At 67.0% G+C, this 25,390-nt stretch carries 24 protein-coding genes; 12 read left to right on the top strand and 12 right to left on the bottom strand.

Going from position 1 to position 25,390, the window contains the following annotated elements; translation table 11 throughout:
- Positions 1-37: 37 nt before the first annotated feature.
- Genes G6N59_RS22115 through G6N59_RS22095 form a run of 5 tightly spaced genes read right to left on the bottom strand, consistent with a single transcriptional unit; the run spans position 38 to position 4,647 of the window.
- Positions 38-400, bottom strand: a complete 363-nt coding sequence (locus tag G6N59_RS22115; protein ID WP_138228985.1) for an RNA-binding S4 domain-containing protein — start codon at positions 398-400, stop codon at positions 38-40.
- On the bottom strand, positions 397-1,461 hold the full coding sequence (dapE, locus tag G6N59_RS22110) for a succinyl-diaminopimelate desuccinylase (protein ID WP_138228984.1): 1,065 nt from the start codon (positions 1,459-1,461) through the stop codon (positions 397-399). The genes G6N59_RS22115 and dapE overlap by 4 nt, the downstream gene beginning before the upstream one ends.
- Positions 1,462-1,487: 26 nt before the next feature.
- The gene (locus G6N59_RS22105; RefSeq protein WP_138228983.1) at positions 1,488-2,768 is read right to left on the bottom strand and encodes a GAF domain-containing protein; all 1,281 of its coding nucleotides are present in this window, start codon (positions 2,766-2,768) and stop codon (positions 1,488-1,490) included.
- A 23-nt stretch (positions 2,769-2,791) separates the two neighbouring features.
- The gene (locus tag G6N59_RS22100; protein WP_138228982.1) at positions 2,792-3,586 is read right to left on the bottom strand and encodes an acetoin reductase; all 795 of its coding nucleotides are present in this window, start codon (positions 3,584-3,586) and stop codon (positions 2,792-2,794) included.
- Positions 3,587-3,600: 14 nt separating this feature from the next.
- The gene (locus G6N59_RS22095; RefSeq protein ID WP_138228981.1) at positions 3,601-4,647 is read right to left on the bottom strand and encodes a 2,3-butanediol dehydrogenase; all 1,047 of its coding nucleotides are present in this window, start codon (positions 4,645-4,647) and stop codon (positions 3,601-3,603) included.
- A 113-nt stretch (positions 4,648-4,760) separates the two neighbouring features.
- Here G6N59_RS22095 and G6N59_RS22090 point away from each other — a divergent pair, with 113 nt between their 5' ends.
- The 5 genes from G6N59_RS22090 to dapD all read left to right on the top strand — a co-directional run bounded on the left by G6N59_RS22090 (position 4,761) and on the right by dapD (position 9,334).
- Positions 4,761-6,575 (top strand): NAD(P)/FAD-dependent oxidoreductase, encoded by a 1,815-nt coding sequence (locus tag G6N59_RS22090; RefSeq protein WP_138228980.1) that lies wholly within the window; start codon positions 4,761-4,763, stop codon positions 6,573-6,575.
- 102 nt (positions 6,576-6,677) lie between these two features.
- Positions 6,678-7,406 (top strand): SDR family NAD(P)-dependent oxidoreductase, encoded by a 729-nt coding sequence (locus G6N59_RS22085; protein WP_170212355.1) that lies wholly within the window; start codon positions 6,678-6,680, stop codon positions 7,404-7,406.
- A 1-nt stretch (position 7,407) separates the two neighbouring features.
- Positions 7,408-7,839: a nitroreductase family deazaflavin-dependent oxidoreductase gene (locus tag G6N59_RS22080; protein WP_138228978.1), complete on the top strand. Its 432-nt coding sequence runs from the start codon at positions 7,408-7,410 to the stop codon at positions 7,837-7,839.
- The gene (locus G6N59_RS22075) at positions 7,839-8,390 is read left to right on the top strand and encodes a TetR/AcrR family transcriptional regulator (RefSeq protein WP_138228977.1); all 552 of its coding nucleotides are present in this window, start codon (positions 7,839-7,841) and stop codon (positions 8,388-8,390) included. Before G6N59_RS22080 ends, G6N59_RS22075 begins: the two co-directional genes overlap by 1 nt.
- Before the next feature lie 11 nt (positions 8,391-8,401).
- Entirely contained in the window at positions 8,402-9,334 is a 933-nt protein-coding gene (gene dapD / locus G6N59_RS22070; RefSeq protein WP_138228976.1) for a 2,3,4,5-tetrahydropyridine-2,6-dicarboxylate N-succinyltransferase, read from the top strand.
- Here dapD and G6N59_RS22065 read toward each other — a convergent pair whose 3' ends face one another.
- Positions 9,335-11,047, bottom strand: coding sequence for an MOSC domain-containing protein (locus G6N59_RS22065; protein ID WP_138228975.1), 1,713 nt, complete (start codon positions 11,045-11,047; stop codon positions 9,335-9,337).
- Positions 11,048-11,380: 333 nt separating this feature from the next.
- Between G6N59_RS22065 and G6N59_RS22060 the strand changes: the two genes are divergently transcribed.
- A complete protein-coding gene (locus G6N59_RS22060; protein ID WP_138228974.1) occupies positions 11,381-12,124 on the top strand; it encodes an SDR family NAD(P)-dependent oxidoreductase in 744 nt (247 codons plus the stop codon).
- A gap of 52 nt (positions 12,125-12,176) precedes the next feature.
- The gene (locus tag G6N59_RS22055) at positions 12,177-13,043 is read left to right on the top strand and encodes an ABC transporter substrate-binding protein (RefSeq protein ID WP_138228973.1); all 867 of its coding nucleotides are present in this window, start codon (positions 12,177-12,179) and stop codon (positions 13,041-13,043) included.
- A gap of 11 nt (positions 13,044-13,054) precedes the next feature.
- Here the strand turns inward: G6N59_RS22055 and G6N59_RS22050 are convergent, their stop codons facing one another.
- Both G6N59_RS22050 and G6N59_RS22045 read right to left on the bottom strand, forming a co-directional pair.
- Positions 13,055-13,462 (bottom strand): TIGR03618 family F420-dependent PPOX class oxidoreductase, encoded by a 408-nt coding sequence (locus G6N59_RS22050; protein ID WP_138228972.1) that lies wholly within the window; start codon positions 13,460-13,462, stop codon positions 13,055-13,057.
- Between the two features lie 116 nt (positions 13,463-13,578).
- Positions 13,579-14,976 (bottom strand): acyl-CoA synthetase, encoded by a 1,398-nt coding sequence (locus tag G6N59_RS22045; protein WP_138228971.1) that lies wholly within the window; start codon positions 14,974-14,976, stop codon positions 13,579-13,581.
- A 74-nt stretch (positions 14,977-15,050) separates the two neighbouring features.
- Between G6N59_RS22045 and G6N59_RS22040 the strand changes: the two genes are divergently transcribed.
- The 3 genes from G6N59_RS22040 (at position 15,051) to G6N59_RS22030 (ending at position 16,998) form a co-directional block, all read left to right on the top strand.
- Positions 15,051-15,548: an NUDIX domain-containing protein gene (locus G6N59_RS22040; RefSeq protein ID WP_407665904.1), complete on the top strand. Its 498-nt coding sequence runs from the start codon at positions 15,051-15,053 to the stop codon at positions 15,546-15,548.
- Positions 15,549-15,647: 99 nt separating this feature from the next.
- The gene (locus G6N59_RS22035; protein ID WP_138228969.1) at positions 15,648-15,893 is read left to right on the top strand and encodes a hypothetical protein; all 246 of its coding nucleotides are present in this window, start codon (positions 15,648-15,650) and stop codon (positions 15,891-15,893) included.
- Positions 15,894-15,978: 85 nt separating this feature from the next.
- The gene (locus G6N59_RS22030; protein ID WP_138228968.1) at positions 15,979-16,998 is read left to right on the top strand and encodes an isopenicillin N synthase family dioxygenase; all 1,020 of its coding nucleotides are present in this window, start codon (positions 15,979-15,981) and stop codon (positions 16,996-16,998) included.
- A gap of 10 nt (positions 16,999-17,008) precedes the next feature.
- Here the strand turns inward: G6N59_RS22030 and G6N59_RS22025 are convergent, their stop codons facing one another.
- The 3 genes from G6N59_RS22025 to fdxA form a co-directional block, all read right to left on the bottom strand.
- Positions 17,009-20,470, bottom strand: coding sequence for a proline dehydrogenase family protein (locus G6N59_RS22025; protein ID WP_138228967.1), 3,462 nt, complete (start codon positions 20,468-20,470; stop codon positions 17,009-17,011).
- Positions 20,471-20,573: 103 nt separating this feature from the next.
- The gene (gene dapC / locus G6N59_RS22020; protein WP_275938273.1) at positions 20,574-21,683 is read right to left on the bottom strand and encodes a succinyldiaminopimelate transaminase; all 1,110 of its coding nucleotides are present in this window, start codon (positions 21,681-21,683) and stop codon (positions 20,574-20,576) included.
- Positions 21,680-22,000: a ferredoxin gene (fdxA, locus tag G6N59_RS22015; protein WP_020099322.1), complete on the bottom strand. Its 321-nt coding sequence runs from the start codon at positions 21,998-22,000 to the stop codon at positions 21,680-21,682. The genes dapC and fdxA overlap by 4 nt, the downstream gene beginning before the upstream one ends.
- Before the next feature lie 256 nt (positions 22,001-22,256).
- On the opposite strand from fdxA, the gene G6N59_RS22010 reads away from it, so the two are divergent.
- Positions 22,257-22,823, top strand: a complete 567-nt coding sequence (locus G6N59_RS22010) for a PadR family transcriptional regulator (RefSeq protein WP_138228966.1) — start codon at positions 22,257-22,259, stop codon at positions 22,821-22,823.
- Positions 22,820-24,868: an NADPH-dependent 2,4-dienoyl-CoA reductase gene (locus G6N59_RS22005; RefSeq protein WP_138228965.1), complete on the top strand. Its 2,049-nt coding sequence runs from the start codon at positions 22,820-22,822 to the stop codon at positions 24,866-24,868. Before G6N59_RS22010 ends, G6N59_RS22005 begins: the two co-directional genes overlap by 4 nt.
- A gap of 23 nt (positions 24,869-24,891) precedes the next feature.
- Here G6N59_RS22005 and G6N59_RS22000 read toward each other — a convergent pair whose 3' ends face one another.
- A complete protein-coding gene (locus G6N59_RS22000) occupies positions 24,892-25,356 on the bottom strand; it encodes a DUF2231 domain-containing protein (protein ID WP_138228964.1) in 465 nt (154 codons plus the stop codon).
- Positions 25,357-25,390 lie beyond the last annotated feature (34 nt).

The raw sequence follows: 25,390 nt of genomic DNA, 5'->3' as shown, positions 1-25,390 counted from the left end.
ACCACAGTACTCACCGGCGCAACTGATTTAGCTCCGGTCAGTACCCGCGCAACTGATCCAGTTGTCGCCGTTCGCGTTTGGTCGGCCGGCCGGCTCCCCGATCGCGGACGGGCACCGCGGGCATCGTCTCTTTGGCGGGTGGCGGCGGACTGCGGTCGATCAGGCATTCCGGCACGATGGCCGCCCCGACCCGCTTGGCGATCGGACGGAGGACCTCGACGATGCGCTCACGGCCCTCGATCCGGACCCGGACCTCGTCGCCCGGGCTGACCAGCTGCGCCGGCTTGACCGCGACGCCGTTGACGCGGACATGGCCGGCGCGGCAGGCAGCGGCCGCCGTCGCCCGGGTCTTGGTGATCCGGACGGCGAAAATCCAGCTGTCGACGCGGACGCTACTCAACGTGTCAGGTACCGCCGCAACATCTTGGTGGTCGCGGTGATGGCCGCCGTCGACACCCGTTCGTCGACCTTGTGCGCCAGGTTCGGGTCACCCGGCCCATAGTTGACCGCCGGAATGCCAAGGGCGGCAAAGCGTGCCACGTCGGTCCAGCCGTACTTCGCGCGCACCTGTCCCCCGGCCGCAGCGACCAGCGCGGCCGCGGCGGGCTGCGTCAGCCCGGGCAGCGCGCCCGCGGCGGAGTCGGTCAGTTCGATGCTGACGTCGAGACCGGCGAAGACCTCGTGCACGTGGGCGAGCGCCTGCTCGACGCTGCGGTCCGGGGCGAACCGGAAGTTGACCGTGACCGACGCCGCGTCGGGGATGACGTTGCCGGCGATGCCGCCGTCGATCCGAACCGCGGACAGACCCTCGCGGTAGACGCAGCCGTCGATGTCCACCTGCCGGGCCTGATACGCGGTGAGCCGATCCAGGATGGCACCGAGCTTGTGAATCGCATTGTCCCCCAGCCACGATCGCGCCGAATGCGCGCGGGTACCGGTCGTGTGGACGATGACGCGCAACGTGCCCTGGCAACCGGCCTCGATGAGGCCCCCCGACGGCTCACCGAGAATGGCGACGTCGGCCTGGAGCCAATCGGGCAGTTCACGTTCGATGCGGCCGAGCCCGTTGGCGCTGGACTCGATCTCCTCGCAGTCGTACATGACGAGGGTGATGTCGTGCGCCGGCTCGGCGACGGTGGCGGCCAGGTGCAGGAACACCGCGTCGCCGGCCTTCATGTCGGAAGTGCCGCAGCCCCAGAGTTCGTCGCCGTCGAGGCGGCTCGGCAGGTTGTCCGCCGCCGGAACCGTGTCGGTGTGCCCGGCCAGCAGCACGCGCGACGGCCGGCCCAGGTTGGTCCGGGCCAGCACGGCGTCGCCGTTGCGGATCACCTCGAAATGCGGGGCCTGGGCCTTGAGCGCGGTCTCGATCTTGTCGGCGATGAGCTGTTCGTGCCGCGATTCACTGGGAATGTCGACCAGCGCGGCGGTCAGAGCGATCGGGTCGGCGGTGAGATCCAGCATCCAGCCAGGTTAGTCGGTCGGCCGGTTCAGGCGACCGCTCGCAAGGCCCGGATGGCCGGTGCGGTCGAGGCGCCCAGCAGTGTCGAGCGGTCGGCCGGGTAGCGCACGTCGATGACGGCATCGTCACCGAACCGATAGGGCTTGCCAAGAATCAAACCCGCCAATTGCTTTCGCATCCGGGACAGCTCCGCTCGCACGGTGACCACCCGGCTCCGGTCACCATAGAGGTCCTCGGCCAGCTCCGACGCCGACCTCCCGTTCCGGTGGATCGCCAGCACCAGCAGGATTTCGGCGTGCCGCAGTGAGATGTCATGGCACCACCCACCGAACTGCCCGGCCATCTCAAGGACGGGCGCACCCCGCAGGTCCAGGACAACGCGGGTGGCGGTCGCGCCGTCGTCGGCCGCGGCGGTAGATGGCCGGACCAGCCACCCGCCGGGCAGAATCTCGACCTCGCACCGGCCCAGCGTCGGGATCCAGACGCTGCCCGGGGCCAGCTCGTCGGGCAGCAGAATCCGGTTGTGCAGCGGCAGCTGATCGACAGCGGCCACCCAGCCGTCGGCGTCGACAGCCAGCGCCGGACTGCCGATCCGCGCGAGGATGGGTGCGGCGACCATTCGCAGCCGGTTCAGCGTCCGGTCATGCTGCTCGCGCAGGTGCGATTCCGCGAGTCGCGCGACGGCATCGACCAGCGCGACGGTGGTGGGATGCACCGTCGCGGCGGGCCCGGAGACGTCGACGACACCGATCACCTGGCCGGTGCGCGGGTCGCGGACGGGTGCGCCGGCGCAGGTCCATGCGTGATGGCTGCGCAGGAAATGCTCGGCAGAGAACACCTGCACGGCCCGGTTGGACGCCAGCGCGGTGCCGATGGCGTTGGTGCCGACGGCACCCTCGCCCCAGTTGGCGCCCTCGACGAACCCGAGCCGGTCGGCCTTGCCCAGCACCGCCGCGGATCCGGACCGCCACAACACCCGGCCCCGGGCGTCGGCCAGCACCAGGATGTTGTCCCCGTCGGCGACAATGGATTCCAGACCCCTGGACACCTCGTCGAGCACCGCGAGCAAGCCCGATGACTTGCGCAATGCGTCCAGCCCGGATGCTTCGATGACCGGAGGGATGTGTGTGTCGGGGTTGACGCCCCGAGCCAGCATCCGCTGCCAGGATTCACCGATCACGTCGCGGGGTCGCGCGGGCGCGCGGCCGCCGGACATGGTCGCGTCGTAGACAGCCGACATCAACCGCGCATAGCTGCGCGGGTCCTCGCCAACGGCTACCGCTGGTTCAGGCACGGCCGGGCTCTGCATCATCGCCGATTGTGCTCCGCATGTCAGCGATAAACCAGACCGCCGTCGATCAGACCGGACTGCCCGGTCATGTAGTCGGCGTCCGGTCCGGCCAGATACGACACGAACCCGGCAACATCGTCCGGGGTTTCCGCGCGGCCCAAGGCAATCCCGCCGACGAACTTCGCGTACGTCTCTCCCACTGGCGCGCCGGTGAGTTCGGCAAACCGCTTGTCGATCTCCACCCACATGTCGGTGCCCACCACGCCGGGACAGTATGCGTTGACGGTGATGCCGTCGGCGGCATGCTCCTTGGCGGCGGCTTGGGTCAAGGCGCGCACGGCAAATTTGGTGGCGCTGTACGGCCCGAGCATGGCAAAACCGTCGTGCCCGGCGATCGACGAGGCATTGATTACTTTGCTGATTTTTCCTTCCGCCTGGTTCCCGAGTTCTTTGAATTTCGCGACCGCGGCCTGGATGCCCCACAGCACGCCGTCGACGTTGATGGACCACAACCGCTGGAGATCCTCGGGTGTGACGTCGACGAGCGGGCCGACCAGTGCGATACCGGCGTTGTTCACCATGATGTCGAGCCCGCCGAGTTCGGTCGCGACGTAGTCGACGGCAGCGAACACCTGATCCCGGTTACTGACGTCGGCCACGAAAGTGGTGAATTTGGAGCCGATTTCAGATATCTCGGCGGCCACGTCCGCCAACGGGTCGGCTTCGACGTCGACGAGCGCGACGTCAGCGCCGTCGCGGGCCAGTCGTAACGCGATGCCACGTCCGATGCCGCGGCCGGCACCGGTGACCAGGGCGACTCTTCCTGTCAATGTCATTGCTGTTTCTCCGCTCATCGCGTCGGGTCGACCAGAACCTTCATCTTGTTCCCCGCGTGCAGCGCGTCGAACCCCTCGCCGACCACGTCGCCGATCGGGATCTGGGCCACCCAGCCGGTGGTGTCGTAGGCGCCTTGCGCCATCAACGCGATGACCGCCTCGAAGTCGGCACCGGTGTAACAAAGCGAGCCCTGAATCCGGGACTCGTTCATCACGAGGTTCAAAAGCGGGGTCTGCAGCGGCTTTTCGTAGATCGCGACGCTGACCATCGGCTTGCGCGATCCGACGCAGGCCAACGCCGTCTCGACGGCGGGGGTGACGCCGGCGGCGTCGAACACGGCATCGGCTCCGGCGCCGTAGGTGTGATCGGCAATGAAGCCGGGCACGTCGGTGGCCGTCGGGTCGAGGGTGACGGCGCCGAGCGCTTCGATGGCGGCCCGCCGGGTCGGCGACGGCTCGACGACGAAGACCTCCTGAAGTCCCTTGCCACGCAAGGCGAACCACAGCCCGATGCCGATCGGGCCCGCGCCGAACACCATCGCGGTGTCACCGGGACGCACGTCGCCGAGAGTGGCGGCGTGGTAGGCCACCGACATCGGTTCGACGAGCGCGCCGAGTTCCAGCGAGACGTTGTCGGGCAATCGGTGCAGCATGTTCGTCGGCACCACGGTGTATTCGGCCATGCCACCGTCGGACATCAGGCCGTGGAAGCCGATCTGCTGGCATACGTTGTAATTGCCCGCCGCACAGGGGCCACAGTGGTCGCATTTGTAGATCGGCTCGACGGCCACCCGGTCACCCTCACGCCATTCCGTGACGCCGGCGCCGACGGCCGTGATGGTGCCGGAGAATTCGTGGCCCAGCGTGAGCGGCAGCTCCTGGTGGGTCAGCGGATGCGGCTGCGTGGGAACGAAGATGGGGCCGGCGTAGTACTCGTGCAGGTCGGTGCCGCAGATGCCGTTGAAGCCGACCTGCAGTTGCACCTGGCCCGGTCCAGGGGTCGGGATGGCGACGTCCTCGACCGAGACTTTGTTGGGTCCGTAATAGACAGCTGCTCTCATGAGCCCAGTTGTATGTGACGGCGACCACACCCGACAGAGTTGCAGGGGGTTGCACCGCTGCAACGCGGTGCAACTCTTGCCGCAGGATGCGACTTGGCTGTGTCCTGAGTCACATGACCGCAACACTGGAACCCACCACCGCCGTCTCTCCGCAGCAGCGCGTCGAGACCTGGCTCGCCAATTTCGAAGCGGCGCTGGCCGCGCAGGACGTCGACGGCGCGGCCGGGATGTTCGCCGTCGACAGCTTCTGGCGCGACCTCGTCGCCTTCACCTGGAACCTCAAGACCATCGAGGGTCGCGACCAGATCGCCGCCATGCTGCGCGCCCGGCTGGCCGACACCACGCCGTCCGGGTTCCGAACCCGCGAACCCGCGACCGCCGACGGCGACGTGACATCGGCCTTCATCGAGTTCGAGACGGCCACCGGGCGCGGCTCCGGGCACCTGCGGCTGCGCGGCGACGAGGGCTGGACGCTGCTGACGACGCTGCAGGAACTCAAGGGCCATGAGGAGCGCAAGGGCGCGACCCGGGTGCTCGGCGCCGTGCACGGGTCCGATCCCGACCCGCGGTCGTGGGCCGAGAAGCGCGCCGAGGAAGAGGCGACGCTGGGGCGCGAGAAGCAGCCCTACGTGCTGGTGATCGGCGGTGGCCAGGGCGGCATCGCACTGGGTGCTCGCCTGCGTCAGCTCGGGGTGCCGTCCATCGTGGTCGACAAGCACGACCGGCCCGGTGACCAGTGGCGGGGGCGCTACAAGTCGCTGTGCCTGCACGACCCGGTGTGGTACGACCACCTGCCGTACCTGCCGTTCCCGGCCAACTGGCCGGTGTTCGCGCCCAAGGACAAGGTCGGCGACTGGCTGGAGTTCTACACCAAGGTGATGGAGGTACCGTACTGGTCGCGCACCGAATGCCTCTCGGCCACTTACGATTCCGCGGCCGGCCGCTGGACGGTCGAGGTCAACCGGGGCGGCGAGCGCCTGACCCTGCACCCGCCACAATTGGTACTGGCGACCGGGATGTCCGGGAAGCCCAGCGTGCCAACGCTTCCCGGCCAGGACATCTTCGCCGGGGAACAACACCACTCTTCGGCTCACCCCGGTCCGGACCATTACGTCGGCAAGAAGGTCGTGGTGGTGGGGTCCAACAACTCCGCGCACGACATCTGTAAAGCCCTGTACGAGAACGGCGTCGACGTGACGATGCTGCAGCGCTCGTCGACGCATGTCGTCAAGTCGGATTCACTGATGGAGCTGGGCCTCGGCGACCTCTACTCCGAGCGGGCCGTCGCCGCGGGCATGACGACCGAGAAGGCCGACCTGACGTTCGCGTCGCTGCCGTACGCGATCATGGCCGACTTCCAGCGGCCCATCTATGACGCAATCCGGCTGCGGGACAAGGACTTCTACGACCGGCTGGAGGCGGCCGGATTCGAGTTGGACTTCGGCGACGACGACTCCGGATTGTTCATGAAGTACCTGCGCCGCGGCTCGGGCTACTACATCGACGTCGGCGCGTGCGAACTCGTGGCCGACGGGTCGATCAAGCTGGCGCACGGCCAGGTGTCGCACCTGACGAAGGACGCGGTGGTGCTGGCCGACGGCACCGAGCTGCCGGCCGACGTCGTCGTGTACGCGACGGGCTACGGGTCGATGAACGGCTGGGCCGCCGACCTGATGGGCCAGGAGATCGCCGACCGCATCGGCAAGGTGTGGGGCCTGGGCAGCGGGACCGCCAAGGACCCTGGGCCTTGGGAGGGCGAGCAGCGCAACATGTGGAAGCCGACACAACAGGAGAACCTCTGGTTCCACGGCGGCAACCTGCACCAGTCCCGGCACTACTCGCTGTACCTGGCACTGCAACTGAAGGCCCGGTACGAAGGCATCGCGACACCGGTCTACGGGCTGCAGGAGGTCCACCACCTGCAGTGAGCGGGCTCCATCGAACTCTGGAGCGGACCCCTGGAATAGATCGAGCCGAACGCCCGTTGACTCGATCACTAGACAGACAGGTCTACTCAATTAGGAGACATGATGGCCCACTCACCCACCCACGAGGTCGCTCTGATCACCGGAGCCACCGCAGGCATCGGGCGGGCCATCGCGCTCGACCTGGCCCGCGACGGCTTCTCCGTGATCGTGCATGGCCGCGACGCCGTCCGCGGCGCCGACACCGTCCGGGAAATCGAATCCCGAGGCGGACAGGCCCGGTTCGTTGCCGCAGACCTCAACGACCCCGCGGCCGTCGCCGCCCTGGCCGCCGAAGCCGGTGAGGTCGACGTGCTGGTCAACAACGGCGGATTCTCCTGGTTCGGCCCCACCGCGAACCTCGACGTCGCGACCTTCGATGAGCTGTTCGGCAGCAACGTGCGGGCGTCGTACCAACTGGTCGCCGCGCTGGCGCCCGGCATGGCCGAGCGTGGACACGGCAGCATCGTCAGCGTGGACAGCATCGCCGGCCACGTCGGCATCGCCGGCGGCGCCGCCTACAGCGCCACCAAGGCCTCGCTGACCGCCCTGACCCGCGCCTGGGCCGCGGAGTTCAGCCCGGCCGGAGTGCGCGTCAACTCGGTGGCCCCCGGACCGGTATTCACCGATGAATCCAAGCGAGACCTCATCGAAAACCTCGCGGCGACGACACTGCTGAATCGCGGTGCCCAGCCCGAGGAAATCTCCGCGGTGGTGGCGTTCCTGGTCTCCCCGAAGGCCAGCTACATCACCGGCGCGCTGATCCCCGTCGACGGCGGCCGGACGGCGGTGTGACATGACGACGGACGGACTCACTCCGAGCGAGCAGGTCGCCCTGTACGAAGCCACTGATGGGCGTGAAGGCGGCACGTTGGAAGACCGACCGGTGGTCATTTTGACCACCGTCGGCGTCAAAAGCGGTGAACTCCGGAAGACTCCGGTCATGCGGATCGTAGACGGCCACAACTACCTCGCGGTCGCCTCCGCCGGCGGCGCGACCAGCCACCCGGCCTGGTACCGGAATCTGGTCGCCAACCCGGACGTGTGGCTGCAGGACGGCGCGACGGTGCGCCGGCTGCGCGCGCGAGAGGCCCACGGCGCTGAGAAGACGCGACTGTGGGGCGTGGCCGAACAGTTCTGGCCGCATTTCCCGCAATACCGGGCCAGCGCCGGGGACCGCGAAATCCCCGTCATCGTGCTCGAACCATTGGTGGGCGGCGACAACTGATGAGCGCGCGGGACAAGCTGCTCGACGCCGCCAATGAGCTCTTCTATTCCGAAGGGGTGCAGACCGTCGGCATAGACCGGATCATCGAACGGGCCGGAGTGGCCAAGGCGTCGCTCTACAACACATTCGGCAGCAAGGACGAACTGGTCAAGGCGTACCTGCAGTCCCGTCATGCGGGCACCACCGACCGGCTGCGTTCCGCGATCAAGGAACGCACCGATCCGGTCCAACGGCTGCTGGCCGCGTTCGACGTACAGGCAGAGTTGTTCCGCCAGCCCGACTTTCACGGCTGTGCGTTCATCTCAGCCAGCGCAGAGGCTCCCGAAGGAGGTGTCATCGCGCGGGCAGCGGACGAGTTCCGCGCGGACGTCCGCACCCTGTTCACCGACCTGGCCCGCGATGCCGGCGTCACCGATCCCGAGACCTTGGGCAGCCAACTCCAGCTGATCTATGACGGCTCGGGGCTCAGCGCCCGAATGGATCGGGATCCCACCGTAGCCCTGCGCGCGCGGGCCGCAGCTGAGGTCCTGATCCGGGCGGCCCTCCAGTAACCTTGGCCAACGTGACTTCTTCTTCTGGTGCATCTGGCATCGGCATCGCCACCATCACCGCCGACGGAACGGTCCTGGATACCTGGTTCCCCGCGCCCGCGCTCTCGGCTGACGCCGCGGCCGGCCCGGTCCCCGCCGAGCTGGAAGCCCTCGTCGGCACCGATGAGGACCGCGGCGTGCGCACCGAGATCGTGCGGACCACCATCGCCTCGCTGGACGACAAGCCCGCCGACGCGCACGACGCCTACCTGCGCCTGCACCTGCTGTCACACCGTCTCGTCGCACCGCACGGCGCCAACATGGACGGCATCTTCGGCCTGCTGACCAACGTGGTGTGGACCAACTTCGGTCCCTGTGCGGTCGAGGGCTTCGAGACCGTCCGCGCCAAGCTTCGCCGTCGCGGCACGGTCACCGTGTTCGGCGTCGACAAGTTCCCCCGGATGGTCGACTACGTCCTGCCCACCGGCGTGCGCATCGCCGACGCCGACCGCGTCCGCCTGGGTGCACACCTCGCGTCGGGCACCACCGTCATGCACGAGGGCTTCGTCAACTTCAACGCCGGCACCCTCGGCACGTCCATGGTCGAGGGACGCATCTCCGCGGGCGTCGTCGTCGATGACGGTTCCGACGTCGGTGGCGGCGCTTCGATCATGGGCACGCTGTCCGGCGGCGGCAAGGAAGTCATCTCTGTGGGCAAGCGCTGCCTGCTGGGCGCCAACGCCGGCCTCGGCATCTCGCTTGGCGACGACTGCGTCGTCGAGGCCGGTCTGTACGTCACGGGCGGCACCAAGGTGACCACCGCCGACGGTCAGACCGTCAAGGCCAAGGAGCTGTCCGGCTCGAACAACCTGCTGTTCCGCCGGAACTCGGTCAGCGGCGCGGTCGAGGTCGTCAAGCGCGACGGCACCGGCATCACCCTGAACGAGGCGCTGCACGCCAACTGATCAGATATCAAGCACCACATCGCTTTCCGGGGCGGCCGAGCAGATCAAGACCGCTCCCACTCGGGGCGGTTCGAGCGGTTCCCGGATGTATGTAGTGGTGCCAGAAATGATTTCGGTCTCGCACAGATGGCACACACCGCTTCGGCAAGCGAAGCGGGTCGGGACATCGCACGCGTCAGCCAGGTCGAGAAGGTTGTCGTAGTCCGGCGACCACCGCACCGTGAGCCCGCTGCGGGAGAAGACCACGGCAGGCCCGGTACCCATCGGGCCCGGCGGCGGATGCGGAGCTTTGCGGGCCGCGTCGTCGACCACGCCGGGGTGTATCGAGGGTAAGGCGCCGAACGTCTCCGTGTGCACCCGCGCCGGGTCCAAGCCGGCGGCCAGGAGGCCATCTCGAACGTCCGCCATGAAATCGGTTGGCCCGCAAAGGTATGCTGCTGCGGTGTTCGGCAGGCCGAGCGCAACCAACGTCGCCCGGTTCAATCGTCCTTGAGTCTGCGTGTAAATGGTCTGTTGACGCGCGTTGGGCAGCGTCGCAATCAGCGCGTCGATTTCGGCTGCGAAAGAATGTGTTTCACGATTGCGAGTGGTGTGCAGCCACCAGATTTCCCGGCCGCTGCCCGTTGCCGACAGCCAATGGAGCATGGCCAGAACCGGAGTTACGCCTATGCCCGCGGAGATCAAGACCAGCGGTGAGGTCTCGTCGGCGAGACAGAAATCGCCGCGCGGGGCAGCGACCTCGAGCACAAGCTCCGGGGCCGCGTGGGCGTGCAACCAGCTGCTGACCATCCCCCGTTCTTCGCGCTTCACGCTGATGCGGTAGCCACTGCGGGCGGGGCTGCCCGATATCGAGTAACTCCGCACCGGTGCTGGTTCACCGGCCTGCGGAACCCTGATCGTGAGGTACTGGCCCGCAAGCGGCCTTGGCAACGGGCTGCGGTCTTGCGCTTGCAGCCAAACGGACACCACTGCCGAGGTTTCGGGGTGCACGGCAGTCACTTGCAACGCACGAAATCCGTTCCACCCCGGTTCGGTCCCGACAGGCGGTCCGGTAAGGACCCCTGAGGCGTCGTGCGCCGCAAGCATGTCGCGAAACGACTGCCGCCAACCGGCGCTCAACGCCGGAACTTCGACGATCTCGCGAAGTTGTCCGACATTGCGATCCGGCAGGTAGAGCAGAGCATCGACATCACTGACGCTGAGCTCATGTAGTCCGCGCCGAGTCCTGACCACGTCGTCGCCCGCCCGCACCTGCCCTTCCTTGATGACACGGAAGTAGAATCCTGGGCGGCGCTGGGAGACAAGCAGTTTGGGCATCTGCGGCTCATTGAGCCGAATACCGAGACGAAAGCAGGTGACGCGGGGCTGGGTGACCTCGAACTCGGCATCTCCGATGCGGTAGTGATCGCCTATACAGACCTCGTCGTCGGCGAGTCCACTGACCGTGAAGTTCTCGCCGAAGTCTCCGGGCGAGAGATCGTCTCTGTCCAGGTATTCACGCCAAAAGCGGTAGGACTCCGTCTGGTAGACCATGACCGCGCGCTGTTCGCCGCCATGACCTGTTCGATCGCCTTGACCGTCGCCGTCGATGTTGAGCCGCCGCACCATGACTGGACCAGCCACCGGCATCTTCCAGATACCGGTCAAGATGGTGCTGTTCTTCCATGGCACGTGTTTGGGCATCCCGACGTTGACCGAGACAAGCGTGGCCACCTGCGCCTCCTTGCGTAACCTCGGCACCTTCTGCGGAGCCGGTGCGCCGTCGCATCAGCATCTTCGCGCGCTTGCGACCCGCATGGCTACCCCGGAAACATGACAAGTCGCAGCTTTCACAATCGCCTGACAGCGACGGATCAGCGCGTGGTCGTGGGGGAAATCGTGCGCGACATCTATACCGCAGCCGCATCCCGTCGTACGATCGTGACGGACCAGGGGCGAATCTGCCGTGCAGCCAGCGTGTTTCACTGGGGCCAAGGCGTCGCCCGATCTTCGCATGTACGAGTACCGCGCCACAGAGTTCTTCCCGTCAACCGGAGGCCGACCCTGATGTCACGAGTCGCGGTGATCACCGGAGCCAGCCGAGGAATCGGTGCGGCGACCGCACGGGTCCTGGCCGACCGCGGGTTTCGCGTGGTCGTCAACTACCGTGCCAGCGCCCAGGAGGCCGACGAAGTGGTCGCGGCCATTGCCGCGGCCGGGGGTGAGGCGATCTCGGTCAGGGCGGACGTGACCGTGGCCGACGACGTCGCGGCAATGTTCGCCGCTGCTGAGCGGCTCTGGGGTCCGGTCGATGTGCTGGTCCACAACGCGCTCATTCCTTACGACATCACGTCGTTCGCCGACCTGACCTGGGAGCAACTCGGCGGCAAGCTGGACCGCGAGCTACACGCCGCGTTCCTGCTCACCAAAGCCGCTGTGCCAGGGATGACGTCCCGCGGCTATGGCCGGTTGCTCTACCTCACCGCCGCGCCGTCACGGCACCCGCGCAACGGCATGATCAACCTCGGCGTGGCCAAGGCGGCCATGAATCAGTTTGTCCGCTACCTGGCGCTCGAACTGGCGCCGCACGGCATCACCGCCAACCTGGTCGCCCCGGCAACCGTGCAGGGAAGTTCGATGAGCGAGAAACTGACGGCGGCGCAACTGACCGCACTCGGTGCCGCTGCGCCGATGGGACGACTGGTCACGCCCGACGAAGTCGCCAACACCTTGGCGTTCTTGGCCGGTGAGGATTCGGGTTTCACCACAGGGCACTATCTCCCGCTCGACGGCGGCTTGACGATGGACTGAATGCGACTGCACTACAACAGCTCTCATCACGATCGGGAAAGGACCCCGAGTCATGGACACGATCGACCTGGCCTACGTCGGGCGCGGTATCCACGAGGAGCTGGTCGCCTATGTGGCAGATCAGGAGGGCTTCTTCGAAGACGAGGGCGTTCACGTCGCGATGCGGGACGGCACTCGTTGGGACATAGCGCGGGTGCGTACCTGTGCGACCATCGGGCTCGGCCGGGCAGTGTTGTCGCGGCTGACAGACGGCTTCCAATGGGCCGTGCTCAGTGCCAACACCGATCGTCCGCTGTTCTGGTTCCTCGGCGGCCCCGACGTCACATCGATGACCGACCTGCGCGGTCGGCGTCTGGCAGTACACGCACCAGATAACCCGCCGGGTTGCTTCGCGCGCATCGTCCTGCGCAAACACGATCTGGATCCGGACCGCGACCTGCACTGCGTGGCTCGGCATCCCGGCGACTATCAGATGGACCTGCGGCAGCTTCGCGACGGTTCGATCGACGCGGCCTACGTCGGAAGCACCATCGGGCCGGAACAAGTCGCCGAGGAGGAAGGCTTCCACGTACTGGCCTGGGTTGGTGATCACTTTCAGATTCCGACCGTGGGAATCGCCGTTGACCCGGCCCATAACCCGATTGACAGCCCGGCTGTGCAGGCGCTGGTGCGAGCCAACCGGCGGGCGCTGAAACTCTTGGCTGAGCAACCCGATCTGGCGGTCAGGTACGTCGCATCGTTTCTGAATCGGATGACACACGACGAGGTGCAGTGCTACTACGAGCGCTACATCCAGCCGTACTACACCTCAGACGGGCACGTGGACGCTGCCGTTGCCAGTCGCGCGATCGATGCGGTTGCGGCCGAACTCGGAGTCCCCACAGCGGCAGCGGATGCTATTTACGTCGGGCACCGCTGAGCGGCAGATAGCTAGACGCCGACGCCGGTCACCTTGTCGATGGCGATGCGGGTCAGGTAGCCCGGCGCTGCGCCCGGCGGCGGGAACTTGCCCTTGAACTCCGGCGCCATCACGTTGGTCAGCCGGGTCAGCACTTCGGGTGCGCCGCCCTCGACGATCCGGGCCGTCCCGCTGATGGCGAGGTAGGGATTCACCGAAGCTTCACCCCGGTCGGCGCCGATGATGGTGACCGCAACCCTCGGGTCGCGGCGCATGTTGCGTAGTTTCTTGTAGTCGGCCAGGTGCGCGCTGACCAGTTCGTCGCCTTGCAATTCCACCCACACCACGGAAACCTGCGGGCTGCCATCGGCATTCAAAGTCACCAGCGTCGCGTTGGCCCCGTCCCCGATCAGGGCGCGGGCTTCGTCTGTGAGTCGCATGGCATCTATAAGGCCGTGGAGACGTGCGGCATTCCCGCACGCTCACCGCCCTCGAACGTGCGCGAACTGCGCGCTGAACACGGTGTGTCGCACGCAGACACGCACACTCGCGGGAGTTAGACGAGGAGCTTCTTCTGCACCTTGCCCATGGCATTGCGGGGCAAGCCGTCGACCAAGCGCACCTCGCGCGGCCGTTTGTGCACCGAAAGCTGCCCCGCCACAAAGTCGATGAGCTCCTGCGACGACGCCGAACCGACCACGAACGCAACGATCCGCTGCCCCAGGTCATCGTCGGGTACGCCGACCACCGCGGCTTCGGTCACCCCTGGGTGGCCCAGCAGGACGGTCTCGATCTCCCCGGCTCCGATCCGGAAACCACCGGATTTGATGAGGTCCACCGACTCGCGGCCGACGATGCGGTGCATGCCACTGCCGTCGATGACGGCGACGTCGCCGGTGCGGTACCAACCGTCGTCGCCCAGCACCTCGGCCGTCGCCTCGGGCCGGTTCAGGTAGCCACTGAAGATCGTCGGCGCCGAAACTTCAAGGCGACCAATGGTTTCCCCGTCATGGGGCACCGCAGACCCATCCTCGGCGACCAACCGCGTCTGCACCCCGTCCAGCGGCAACCCCACCCAGCCGGGCCGGCGTTCGCCGTCGATCCGGGTGGACAGGGTGATCAGCGATTCGGTGCTGCCGTAGCGCTCCAGCGGCGCGTGCCCGGTGAGCCGCGCGAGATCGTCGAATACCGGCACCGGCAGTGCCGCACTGCCCGACACCAGCAGCCGCGCTCCCCGAAGCGCCTCGGCGGCCGCGGCGTCGGCCACCACCCTGGACCAGACGGTCGGGACCCCGAAGTACAGCGAGCCACCCGCCGCGGCATAAGCGGCCGGTGTGGGCTTCCCGGTGTGCACGAAGCGATTTCCGATCCGCAGCGAGCCCAGCAGCCCGAGGATCAGCCCGTGCACGTGGAACAGCGGCAGGCCGTGCACCAGAGTGTCAGTCGGGGTCCAGGCCCAGGCCTTGGCCAACGCGTCGATGTCGGCGGCGATGGCGCGACGGCTGATCACCACGCCTTTGGGCAGCCCGGTGGTGCCTGAGGTGTACATGATCAGCGCGGTCGAGTCGGGCGACGGTTCGGCGTACCGGTGCCAGGACCGGGCGTGCAGCCGGACCGGAATAACCGGCAGTCCTTCGGTTTCGTCAGGCGCCTCCCCCAGCCATGCCTGCGCACCGGAATCGGTGATCATGTGCCGGCGTTCTGCGGTACCAACATCGGCCGGCACCGGAACCACGGGCACCCCCGCGATCAGGCAACCCGCGATCGCCAGCACCGTGGTGGCGGTCGGGCGGGCCAGCACCGCCACCAGCGACGCACCCGCGACCCGCTCGGCAACCGAGGTCGCGGCTCCGACCAGATCGCTGCGGGACAACACCGCGCTGTCGATGCGCACCGCGTCTTCGAGGTCGTGCCCGGCAGCCACCACGGCGGGGTTGAGGGAGGTCAGCAGCATGTGCGTGAGGCTACTCTGAGCGGGTGGACCCGATCGAGAGACTGGCCAGTCGTGAGGTGTACCGCAACAACTGGATGTCGGTGCGCGAAGACGACATCCGCCGCCCCGACGGCACCACTGGCATCTACGGGGTGGTGGACAAACCGACGTATGCACTGGTGATCGCCCGCGACGGCGACCGGTACCGGATGGTGGAGCAGTTCCGTTATCCAATTGGGTTGCGGCGCTGGGAGTTTGTCCAGGGCACCGCACCGGGCACGTTGGACGGCGACGAGCCCGCGCCCGCCGATCTGGCCGCGCAGGAACTTCGCGAGGAGACCGGGCTGCGAGCCGGCACGTGGGAAGTGTTGGGACAGCTCGATGTCGCGCCGGGGATGTGCAGTCAACGCGGTTGGGCCTACCTCGCCACCGGCATCACCGAAGGCGAACACGAGCGCGAGCATGAAGAACAGGACATGCACAGCGAGTGGTTCACCGCCGGGCAGATCGAGGACATGATCCGCGGCGGCGACATCACCGACGCACAATCGCTGGCGGCGTGGACGTTACTGCGGTTGCACACGGCTCGGTAATGGAATCCTGCCAACTCGGGTAAACATCGCGCCACCTGGGATGATGCCGTTGCGGCCGCCTGTTGATCTGGGCATAACACCCAAGCAGGAGGCAGCGATATGAAGGCGATCAGCGGGTTTGCACAGCAGACGGTGGGTCGTTACGTTTTCGCAGGCGCACTGACTGTCGGAGTCCTGGTGTCTCCGATCGTGTGGTCGTTCACCGACGGCACCCAGACCGCGCTACCGGAAACCGTTGTGGCGTCCCACAACAACCACGGCATCGATCAGCTGCAGTGGATCCAGGATATGCAGCCACACGCCCAGGCGCCGCACGTCGACACCACCGTGCACCAGAGCCAGTGATTCACCGACCCGCGGTCGGCGCCCTTGCGCAAGAAGAATTTTCCCGCTTGATCTAAACCTAAGTTGAGGTTCTAGCGTCGAGCGCATGAGCCAACCAGAAGTGATAGTCGACCGCGTCGTCCGGCAGGACGGCTTCGTCCCAGTGATAGACATCAGCAGCGCGCGCAGCGGCAACCTCAGCCGGCGCCAAGCGGTGGCCGACGCGATCGGCCGGTGCTGCGAGACCAGTGGTTTCCTGCTCCTTGTCGGCCACGGCGTGCCCTACAAGGCCGTCAACGACATCAAGCACGCCCTGCGCGAGTTCTTCGCGCTGCCGCAGGCCGAGAAGGACCGCGTCAGGGCGCAACCCTGCGACCCGCTGGCCCGCGGATTCAGCAGCGCCGGCAAGCTCGCCGCCACCAATGCCGGCGCCGACGTCCAAGCCGAGCACCAAGCGCCGGACCGCGTTGAGAAGTTCGTCCACTTCCCGCTGGGCAACCCGGAAGGCCTCGGCGGTGCCGGCTGGACCGACGAGCGAGTGCCCATCGCCGAGATGTGGCCCGAACTGCCGGGTTTCCGCAAGGCATACGAGCGCTATTACGCCGAAATGGAGTTGCTGGCCACTGAATTATCCCGGCTGTTCGCACTCGCACTCGGCCTGCGCGAGGACTGGTTCGACGCGTCGATCGACCGGCACCACTCCAATCTGATGGCCAACTACTACCCCGCCGACGACCGGCCCGCCGGCGAAGTCCGGCTGAGTGAGCACAGCGACTGGGGCAATCTGACGATCCTGTTGCAGGATGAATCTCAAGGCGGGCTGCAGGTTCGGGGCGAGGGCGGCGAGTGGCTCGACGTGCCCGTGGTCCCCGGAGCGTTCGTCATCAATATCGGTGATCTGTTGGCCCGGTGGACCAACGACCGCTGGGTCAGCACAGTCCACCGCGTGGTGAGCACCGGCACCGGTGGGGAGCGGTACAGCCTCCCGTTCTTTCATCAGCCCAACTTCGATGCCGTGATCGAGTGCATCCCCACGTGCACGACAGGCGACAATCCGCCACGGTATGAGCCGGTGGTATCGGGACCGTATCTGCTCGACAAGTTCAAGCTGGCGTACGCGCTCTGACGAGACCGCTTCATCGAAACAAGTTCTCGGACAACGGCGTCGGAGAACCGAATCGGTGCGCGGTCACCGCGATCGCCTGCTCGCGCAAGAACGTCAGCAGCTCGATCCGCCCGGCTTCGACAACCGGCCCCGCGTAGAGCGCAATACCGACGTTGCCGGAACTGTCGCGGCCGAACTGTTCCCGGCTGCCGCCGAGCAGGCGAACCCGTCCAGGTGCCTTGTCGCGCAGAGTGTTCCGCCACGCTACCGAATCTTCGACCCGGCAGGCGACACCGGCGGTTTCCAGCAGGTCGACGATCGCCGCGTCGAGCGGTTCGCGAGTGGAGACGGTCACGCGGGAACCGGCCAGGACAGCCGCCCCGACCACCCGCAGCACGACTGCCAGACCAGCATTCTCGGCGCGCACCGTCACCCGGACCGGTAGGTACCGGAAGACGTTCTTCTCTGCCATCAGCGCAGACACATCGCGCGCTACGCCGAACTCCGTCGCCCAGGCGTGTGCGTCGGATCCGAACGACCGCTCGAGGAAATCCAATTCTTCGGGTCCCAGCGCGAAATTCCGCGCGGCGTCGAGGATCGCGCGTACCGATGGTGACACCGAGGCCGTTTCGGTCGCCGGCACGGAACGCCAATCACTCAGCCCGATCAGGTAATTCGGGCCCCCGGCCTTCGCGCCGGCACCAACCGCCGACTTCTTCCACCCGCCGAAGGGCTGACGCCGCACGATCGCCCCGACGGTCGAGCGGTTCACGTAGGCGTTGCCCGCCTGGACGCGGTCGATCCATCTTTCGATCTCGGTGCGGTCCAGGCTGTGCAGGCCGGCCGTCAGTCCGTAGTCGACCTGGTTCTGGATGGCGATCGCCTCATCGAGGTCATCGGCGGCAAGGAGACCCAGTACCGGGCCGAAGTATTCGGTGAGGTGGAACTCCGAGCCGCGCCGAACTCCGGTCTTCACCCCCGGGGACCAGAGCCGTCCGGTGTCATCGAGTTGGCGGGGTGCCACCAGCCACTGCTCCCCGGGCGCCAGTTGCGTGAGTGCACGCAACAATTTGCCGTGCGCGGGTTCGATGATGGGCCCCATCTGCACGGTCGGATCGGTCGGGTGGCCGACCTTCAGTGAGGTGACGGCATCGACGAGCTGGTCACGGAACCGCGCGGACCGGGCGACGGAGCCCACCACAATGCCGAGCGACGCTGCCGAACACTTCTGCCCGGCATGTCCGAAGGCCGAGTACACCAGGTCTTTCACCGCGAGATCGAGGTCGGCATGCGGCGTGATGATGATGGAGTTCTTGCCGCTGGTCTCTGCCAGCAGCGGCAGGTCGGGCCGGAAGCTGCGAAACAATTCCGCGGTGTCAAAGGCGCCGGTGAGGATCAGCCGGGCAACTCGCGGGTCGGATACCAATTGGGTGCCGAGCTCGCCCTCATCGAGGTGTACCAACTGCAGCACATCGCGCGGCACCCCGGCGTCCCAAAGCGCCTGCACCATAACGGATCCACACCGCCTGGCCTGCGTGGCAGGTTTGACGAGGACCGGGCTGCCCGCGGCCAGTGCGGCCAGCACCGATCCGGCGGGGATCGCCACCGGGAAGTTCCATGGTGGCGTCACCACCGTCAGTCCAGCCGGCACCGCGACGGCGCCGTCGACGGCACCGAGACTTTCCGCCTGTGCCGCATAGTAATTCGCGAAATCAATGGCCTCAGAGACCTCTGGATCGCCCTGATCCAGCGTCTTGCCGCACTCGGATGCCATCACCTCCAGCAATACCGCCCGCGCTGCCTGCAGCGTTGCGGCCGCACGCCGAAGGACTGCCGCACGTTCGGCACCGGTTGACGCCGCCCACTTCGCGCCCGCGGCCACGCCGTCGGTGATGATCCCGTCCAGCGCGGCGGCGCTCCGCACGGTGTGCTCGGCGACCAGCTCCACACCTGCCGACGACGCGGCGATCCGGTCGGTGATCGCTCGTCCCCACTGTCGATTGCCGGGCAGTGCCGGATCCGTGTCGGCGATATTCGTGAACCCACCGGCCGGGCTCATCGCCGCTCGAGGGTCATCAGTTCGCCTGTCCTGTCGGCGATTCGGCTCCGGAACGCCGGCTCCCCCCGTCGCTTCGCTCGCCCCACTGTCGTCGACTTCGGCCAGTGCGGCCACGAATCGGTCCTTCTCCCGCTCGAAGAGTGCCTGGTCGTCGTGCAACTCGAACACCGCGGACATGAAGTTGTCCTGGCTGGCACCTTCCTCCAACCGGCGCACGAGGTAGGCGATGGCCACGTCAAAGTCCTTGGGGTGCACCACCGGTACGTACAGCAGCAGACCGCCGACGGTGCGCCGGACGGCTTCGGCCTGTGCCTCGGCCATGCCCAGCAGCATCTCGAACTCCACGTGATCCCGGACGCCGCGACGCCCGGCGAGCGTCCACGCATAGGCGATATCGAAGAGGTTGTGCCCGGCGACACCGACACGGACATTCGCGGTGTGGCCGGGCCGCAGTGCATAATCCAGCACCCGCTTGTAATTCGTGTCCGTGTCCTGTTTGGTCGAGAAGGTCGCCAGTGGCCAGCCGTGCAGCGACGCCTCCACGTGTTCCATCGGTAGGTTGGCGCCTTTGACCAGCCGAACCTTGATGCCCGCACCGCCCCGCTCGCGGCGCGCATGAGCCCAGTCCTGCAGTCGCATCATCGCGCGGAGCGCATCGGGCAGATAAGCCTGCAACACGATCCCGGCTTCGAGGTCGAGCAGTTCGGGCCGGTCCAGCAGCTGGGTGAACACCGCGATCGTCAGCTCCAGGTCTCGGTACTCCTCCATGTCGAGGTTGATGAACTTCTTCGTCGGTGCGGTCGCCGCCTGGGTGAACAACGGCAGCAGGTTCTGCGTGATGTGATCGACGGCCTCGTCGAACGCCCACGGCGAGTGCGGCGGCACCGTGGCCGAGACCTTGATCGACACGTAGTCGACGTCGGGACGGGCAAGTAGCCGTTCGGTGCCTTTCAGCCGTCTGGCCGCCTCGGCCCGCCCCAGCACCGCCTCACCGAGCAAATTGATGTTGAGCCCCACGCCGCGCTTGCGAATCCGGGCGATGGATCGTCCGAGACGGGCGTCGGTCGCGTCGACAAGGAGGTGACCGACCATGCGGCGCAACATATTCCGGGCGACTGGGATGACCAGGCCGGGCGCGATCACCGACACCAGAGCCCCGAGCTTGATCAACAGCCGTTCATGCGTCGGCAGGAAGCCAGGGGCGTTACGCGCGAGGGCGCGCAGGTTGGCAGCCGCGACCCGATGGTCTTCGGGCCGGATCACGCGGTCGACGAATCCGACGGTGAATTCCAGGCCATGCGGATCGCGAAGCACATCAGCCAATCGACGACCGGCCGGGGCAACGGGCAGGCGCGCGGCGTCGTCGAGCCAGCACCGGACCTGGGCCACCACCTCGGTCAGGAGGTCGTCCTCTTCCCGGCTCAGCTGGGTCATGTGCCCATCATGGACAGGCAAGACACGTAAAAGAAAGCGATGATTTCCACCAGGACCAGGGTCGCCACCCACCAGCGGCTGGGGGACTTCGCGTTCGCGGAAACTAGGCCAGCCGGGAAACCGCGGCGGCGATGCGCTCGTCGGTCGCGGTCAGTGCGATGCGCACGAACTGCTCACCGGCCGGGCCGTAGAACTCGCCGGGGGCGACGAGGATGCCGCGCTCGGCCAGCCAGGCGACGGTCGCGCGCCCGGACTCACCACGGGTGGCCCACAGGTACAGGCCGGCTTCGGAGTGTTCGACGGTGAAGCCGGCACCGCGGACCGCGGCCAGCAGTGCGTCGCGACGCGTGGCGTAGCGGTCCCGCTGGACGCGTTCGTGTTCGTCGTCGTCGAGGGCGGCGACCATCGCGGACTGCACGGGTGTCGGGACGATCATGCCGGCGTGCTTGCGGACCGCGAGGAGTTCGGCGACCAGCGCCGGGTCACCGGCGACGAAACCGGCCCGGTAGCCCGCCAGGGACGACGTCTTGGACAGTGAGTGCACGGCGAGCAGACCGGTGTGGTCACCGTCGCAGACGTCGGGATGCAGGACCGACAGCGGCTGGGCGTCCCACGACAGACCGAGGTAGCACTCGTCTGACGCGATGATGACACCGCGCTCACGGGCCCAGCCGACGACCTTGCGCAGGTGGTCGACCCCCAGCACCTTGCCGGTCGGGTTACTGGGCGAGTTGAGGTAGATCAGGGCGGGCGTCTGCGGCCCGATCTGAGTCAGCGAATCAGCCCGCAGCACCTGGGCACCGGCCAGCCGCGCGCCGACGTCGTACGTCGGATAGGCCAGCTCGGGCACCACGACGGTGTCGGCGGCCCCCAACCCGAGCAGGGTCGGCAGCCAGGCGATCACCTCTTTGGTGCCGATGACAGGCAGTACTGCCTGCTCCGGCACGCCGGTGATGCCGTAGCGACGCTGCAGGGCAGCCACCGCCGACGCGCGCAGGGCCGGCGTGCCGGCCGTCGTCGGGTAACCGGGTGAGGCACTGGCAGCGGCCAGCGCCTCCCTGATGACATCGGCCACCGCGTCAACGGGCGTGCCGACGGACAGATCGACGATGCCGTCCGGATGGGCACGTGCGGTCGCGGTTGCGTCGGCCAGCGTGTCCCACGGGAACACCGGCAGCGCAGCCGAGACTTTCGCTCTAGCGGACAGGGTCACTCGCCCTGCGGCGCGAGATCCTTGACCGCCTGCGGGTCGTTGTCGGTCTGGCCGACCTTCGACGCACCACCCGGCGAGCCGAGCTCGGCGAAGAAGTCGGCGTTGCTCTGGGTGTATCCGCTCCACTGGTCGGGGACGTCGTCCTCGTAGTAGATGGCCTCGACGGGGCAGACGGGCTCACAAGCGCCGCAGTCCACGCACTCATCGGGGTGGATGTACAGCATGCGTGCACCCTCGTAGATGCAATCGACCGGGCATTCTTCGATACATGCCTTGTCTTTGACGTCGACGCAGGGTTCGGCAATGACGTACGTCACCGGTAGTTCTCCTGTTCCAGTGGGCTGCTGGCTCGTCAGGAATCAACGAGCAGACGTCAGTATGGTGCGCCCGTACCGAAGCGTCTGGCTCAGTGTTACCTAACTTTACGCGCCGCCCGGGGAGGGTGGCGCGTGGTTACTGATACTAGACGTTGCACATACCGTCCGACTAGCTCCTACCCGCAGCTTTTTACGCGTGTCATTTTCGCTTTGCAATTTGTTGCATAGGACCGCCGGTAGCACCTAGGCTCATGCCGTGGCCCTCCCCCACGCGATCCTGGTGGCGCTCTGCGAACAAGCCGGTTCTGGTTATGAATTGGCGAACCGGTTCGACCGGTCGATCGGCTATTTCTGGGCCGCCACCCACCAGCAGATTTACAAGACGCTGCGGGCCATGGACGCCGACCGCTGGGTCACCGTCGAAGTCGTCTCGCAGCACGGGCGGCCGGACAAAAAGGTCTACTCGGTGACGGACACCGGCCGGGCCGAACTCGAGCGCTGGATCGCCGAACCGCTCACCGGCCGCGGCAGTTCCGTCACCGACGCACGCACTCGCGAACTCGCGGTGAAGCTACGCGGGGCGGCGTACGGATCCACGGAGAGCACCGACGCCCTGCACGCGCAGATTCACGCACTGCGCGCTGAACGCGCCGCCCTGCTCGACACCTACTTCGGCTACGAGAAACGTCAGTTCCCCGATCCATCCACGCTCACCGGCAGCGCGCTGCACCAATACCTGGTGCTGCGCGGCGGTATCCGCGCCGAGCAGGGATCGGTGGACTGGTTGGACGAAGTTCTGCTGGCATTGAGAGGAAACCGATGACTGTACCGCATTCAACGCCCTATCCGAACCTGTTGTCCCCGTTGAACCTTGGCTTCACCACACTGCGCAACCGGGTGATCATGGGCTCGATGCACACCGGCCTCGAAGACCGGGCCCGCGACACCGGCAAGCTGGCCGAGTACTTCGCCGAGCGGGCCCGCGGCCGCGTCGGGCTGATCATCACCGGCGGCTACGCGCCCAACCGCACCGGGTGGCTGCTGCCGTTCGCGGCCGAGATGCTGTCGTCGAGTGACGCGCGCCGCCACCAAAAGGTCACCACCGCAGTACATTCCGAGGGCGGCAAGATCCTGCTACAGGTGCTGCATGCGGGACGCTATGCCTACCACCCGCTTTCGGTCAGCGCATCGTCGATCAAGGCCCCCATCAACCCATTTCGGCCGCGGGCGCTACGTGACGTCGAAGGCACCATCAACGACTTCGTGAAGTGCGCGCTATTGGCTCGCGAAGCCGGGTACGACGGCGTCGAGATCATGGGCAGCGAAGGCTATCTGCTCAACCAGTTCCTGGCGCCGCGCACCAACAAGCGCACCGACGCGTGGGGTGGCACGCCCGAGAAACGCCGCCGGTTCCCGGTCGAGATTGTCCGGCGCACGCGCGAGTCCGTCGGCCGCGACTTCATCATCTGCTACCGGCTGTCGATGGCCGACTACGTCGAAGACGGCCAGACGTGGGAGGAAATCCTGACGCTGGCAACGGAAATCGAAGCGGCCGGGGCGACGATCATCAACACCGGCATCGGCTGGCACGAGGCTCGGGTGCCGACCATCGTCACGTCGGTACCCAACAGTGCGTTCGCGGATATCAGCAACGCGGTGGCCCAACACGTCACCATTCCGGTGGTGGCCTCCAACCGGATCAACATGCCGCAGTCCGCCGAACAGATTCTGGCCGACGGTGCGGTGCAACTGATCTCGATGGCCCGGCCGCTGCTCAGCGACCCGGACTGGGTGCGCAAGGCGCAGCACGACGCCGCCGACGAGATCAACACCTGCATCGCCTGCAACCAGGCCTGTCTGGACCACGCCTTCGTCCACAAGACCGTGTCGTGCCTGCTGAATCCGCGGGCCGGGCACGAGACCACTCTGGTGCTGGGCAAGACTCGGGTGACGAAGCGGATTGCGGTGGTCGGTGCCGGACCGGCCGGGCTGGCCGCCGCCGTCACCGCCGCAGAGCGCGACCACGACGTGACACTGTTCGAGGCCGGCAACCACATCGGCGGCCAATTCGACCTGGCCCGAAGGATTCCCGGCAAGGAGGAGTTCAACGAGACCCTCCGGTACTACACCACAATGCTGGCCAAACGCCGGGTCGACGTGCGACTGAACACCCGGGCTTCGGCCGATGAGCTATCCGGCTACGACGAGGTGGTGCTGGCCACCGGCGTGACACCGCGCCTGCCGGACATCCCGGGTATCGACCACCCCATGGTGCTGTCCTACGCCCAGGCGATCACCGGTGCGCCCGTAGGTAAGCGGGTGGCTGTGATCGGCGCCGGCGGAATCGGTTTCGACGTCAGCGAGTTCCTCACGACGCCGGCCGAGCCGGCAGACGACGGACGCGGATCTCCGCAGAACCTCAAGGAATGGCGGGCCGAGTGGGGCATCGCCGACGGCGGCGACTCCCGCGGTGGGTTGACCACACCGATCCCGCTGCCGCCGGCCCGCGAGGTCTACCTGCTGCAACGTACCAAGGGCGCCCAAGGGCGGGGTCTGGGCAAGACCAGCGGCTGGGTGCACCGGGCGTCGGTCAAAGCCAAAGGCGTGCAGCAGCTGTCCGGGGTGAACTACGAGAAGATCGACGACGCCGGGCTGCACATCAGCTTCGGGTCGGACCGCTCCGGAGCGCGTGTCCTCGAGGTCGACAACGTGGTCATCTGCGCGGGCCAGGAGTCGGTCCGCGACCTAGAAGACAGCTTGCGCCGCGTCGGGATCACCCCGCATGTCATCGGCGGCGCCGCCGTCGCGGCCGAGTTGGACGCCAAGCGGGCCATTCGGCAGGGCACCGAGTTGGCGGCGAAGCTGTAGTACGCCGCGGGCACGTGCGCCGGTTACGAGCCGCCGCTACCCCACACCGCGCGAGCGCCGCTGTCGCCGATGCGCACGATCTGGTAGATCGTGGCCACCCCGATCACCACCGCCAGCACCGTCACCACGACGCCCGCCAGGCCGCGACGTTCCCCGAGGCGCGCGCCCCACCGGTGCAGGAATGCCAGCGCCAGCGACACCACCAGCAGACCGAGCACGAAGTAGATCGCCGTGTCGCCGAGTTCCGTGTGTTCGTGCAGGGTCGGCGTCCGGGTCTGCTGCTGATGCTCCAGCCACTCGCCGGCGTCGGTGGCCAACGGGGTCAGCACCGTCAGCACGACGGCCAGGGCCAGCGTGAGCCACACCAAGCGCTCACGAGCAGCAGTCCACACCGCGCAGAGGACCACGAGGATCGCCGTCAGTGGGGCCAGGACCACGACGAAGTGGACGAAAAACGGGTGCGCGGGGATGCCCCCGATGGTGTTCACCCGTCAAGTCTCACCGCACGCACACCTAAATGCA

It is taken from the genome of Mycolicibacterium aubagnense, from assembly GCF_010730955.1.
Classification (GTDB): domain Bacteria; phylum Actinomycetota; class Actinomycetes; order Mycobacteriales; family Mycobacteriaceae; genus Mycobacterium; species Mycobacterium aubagnense.
This window is presented reverse-complemented; position numbering and strand designations above follow the sequence as displayed.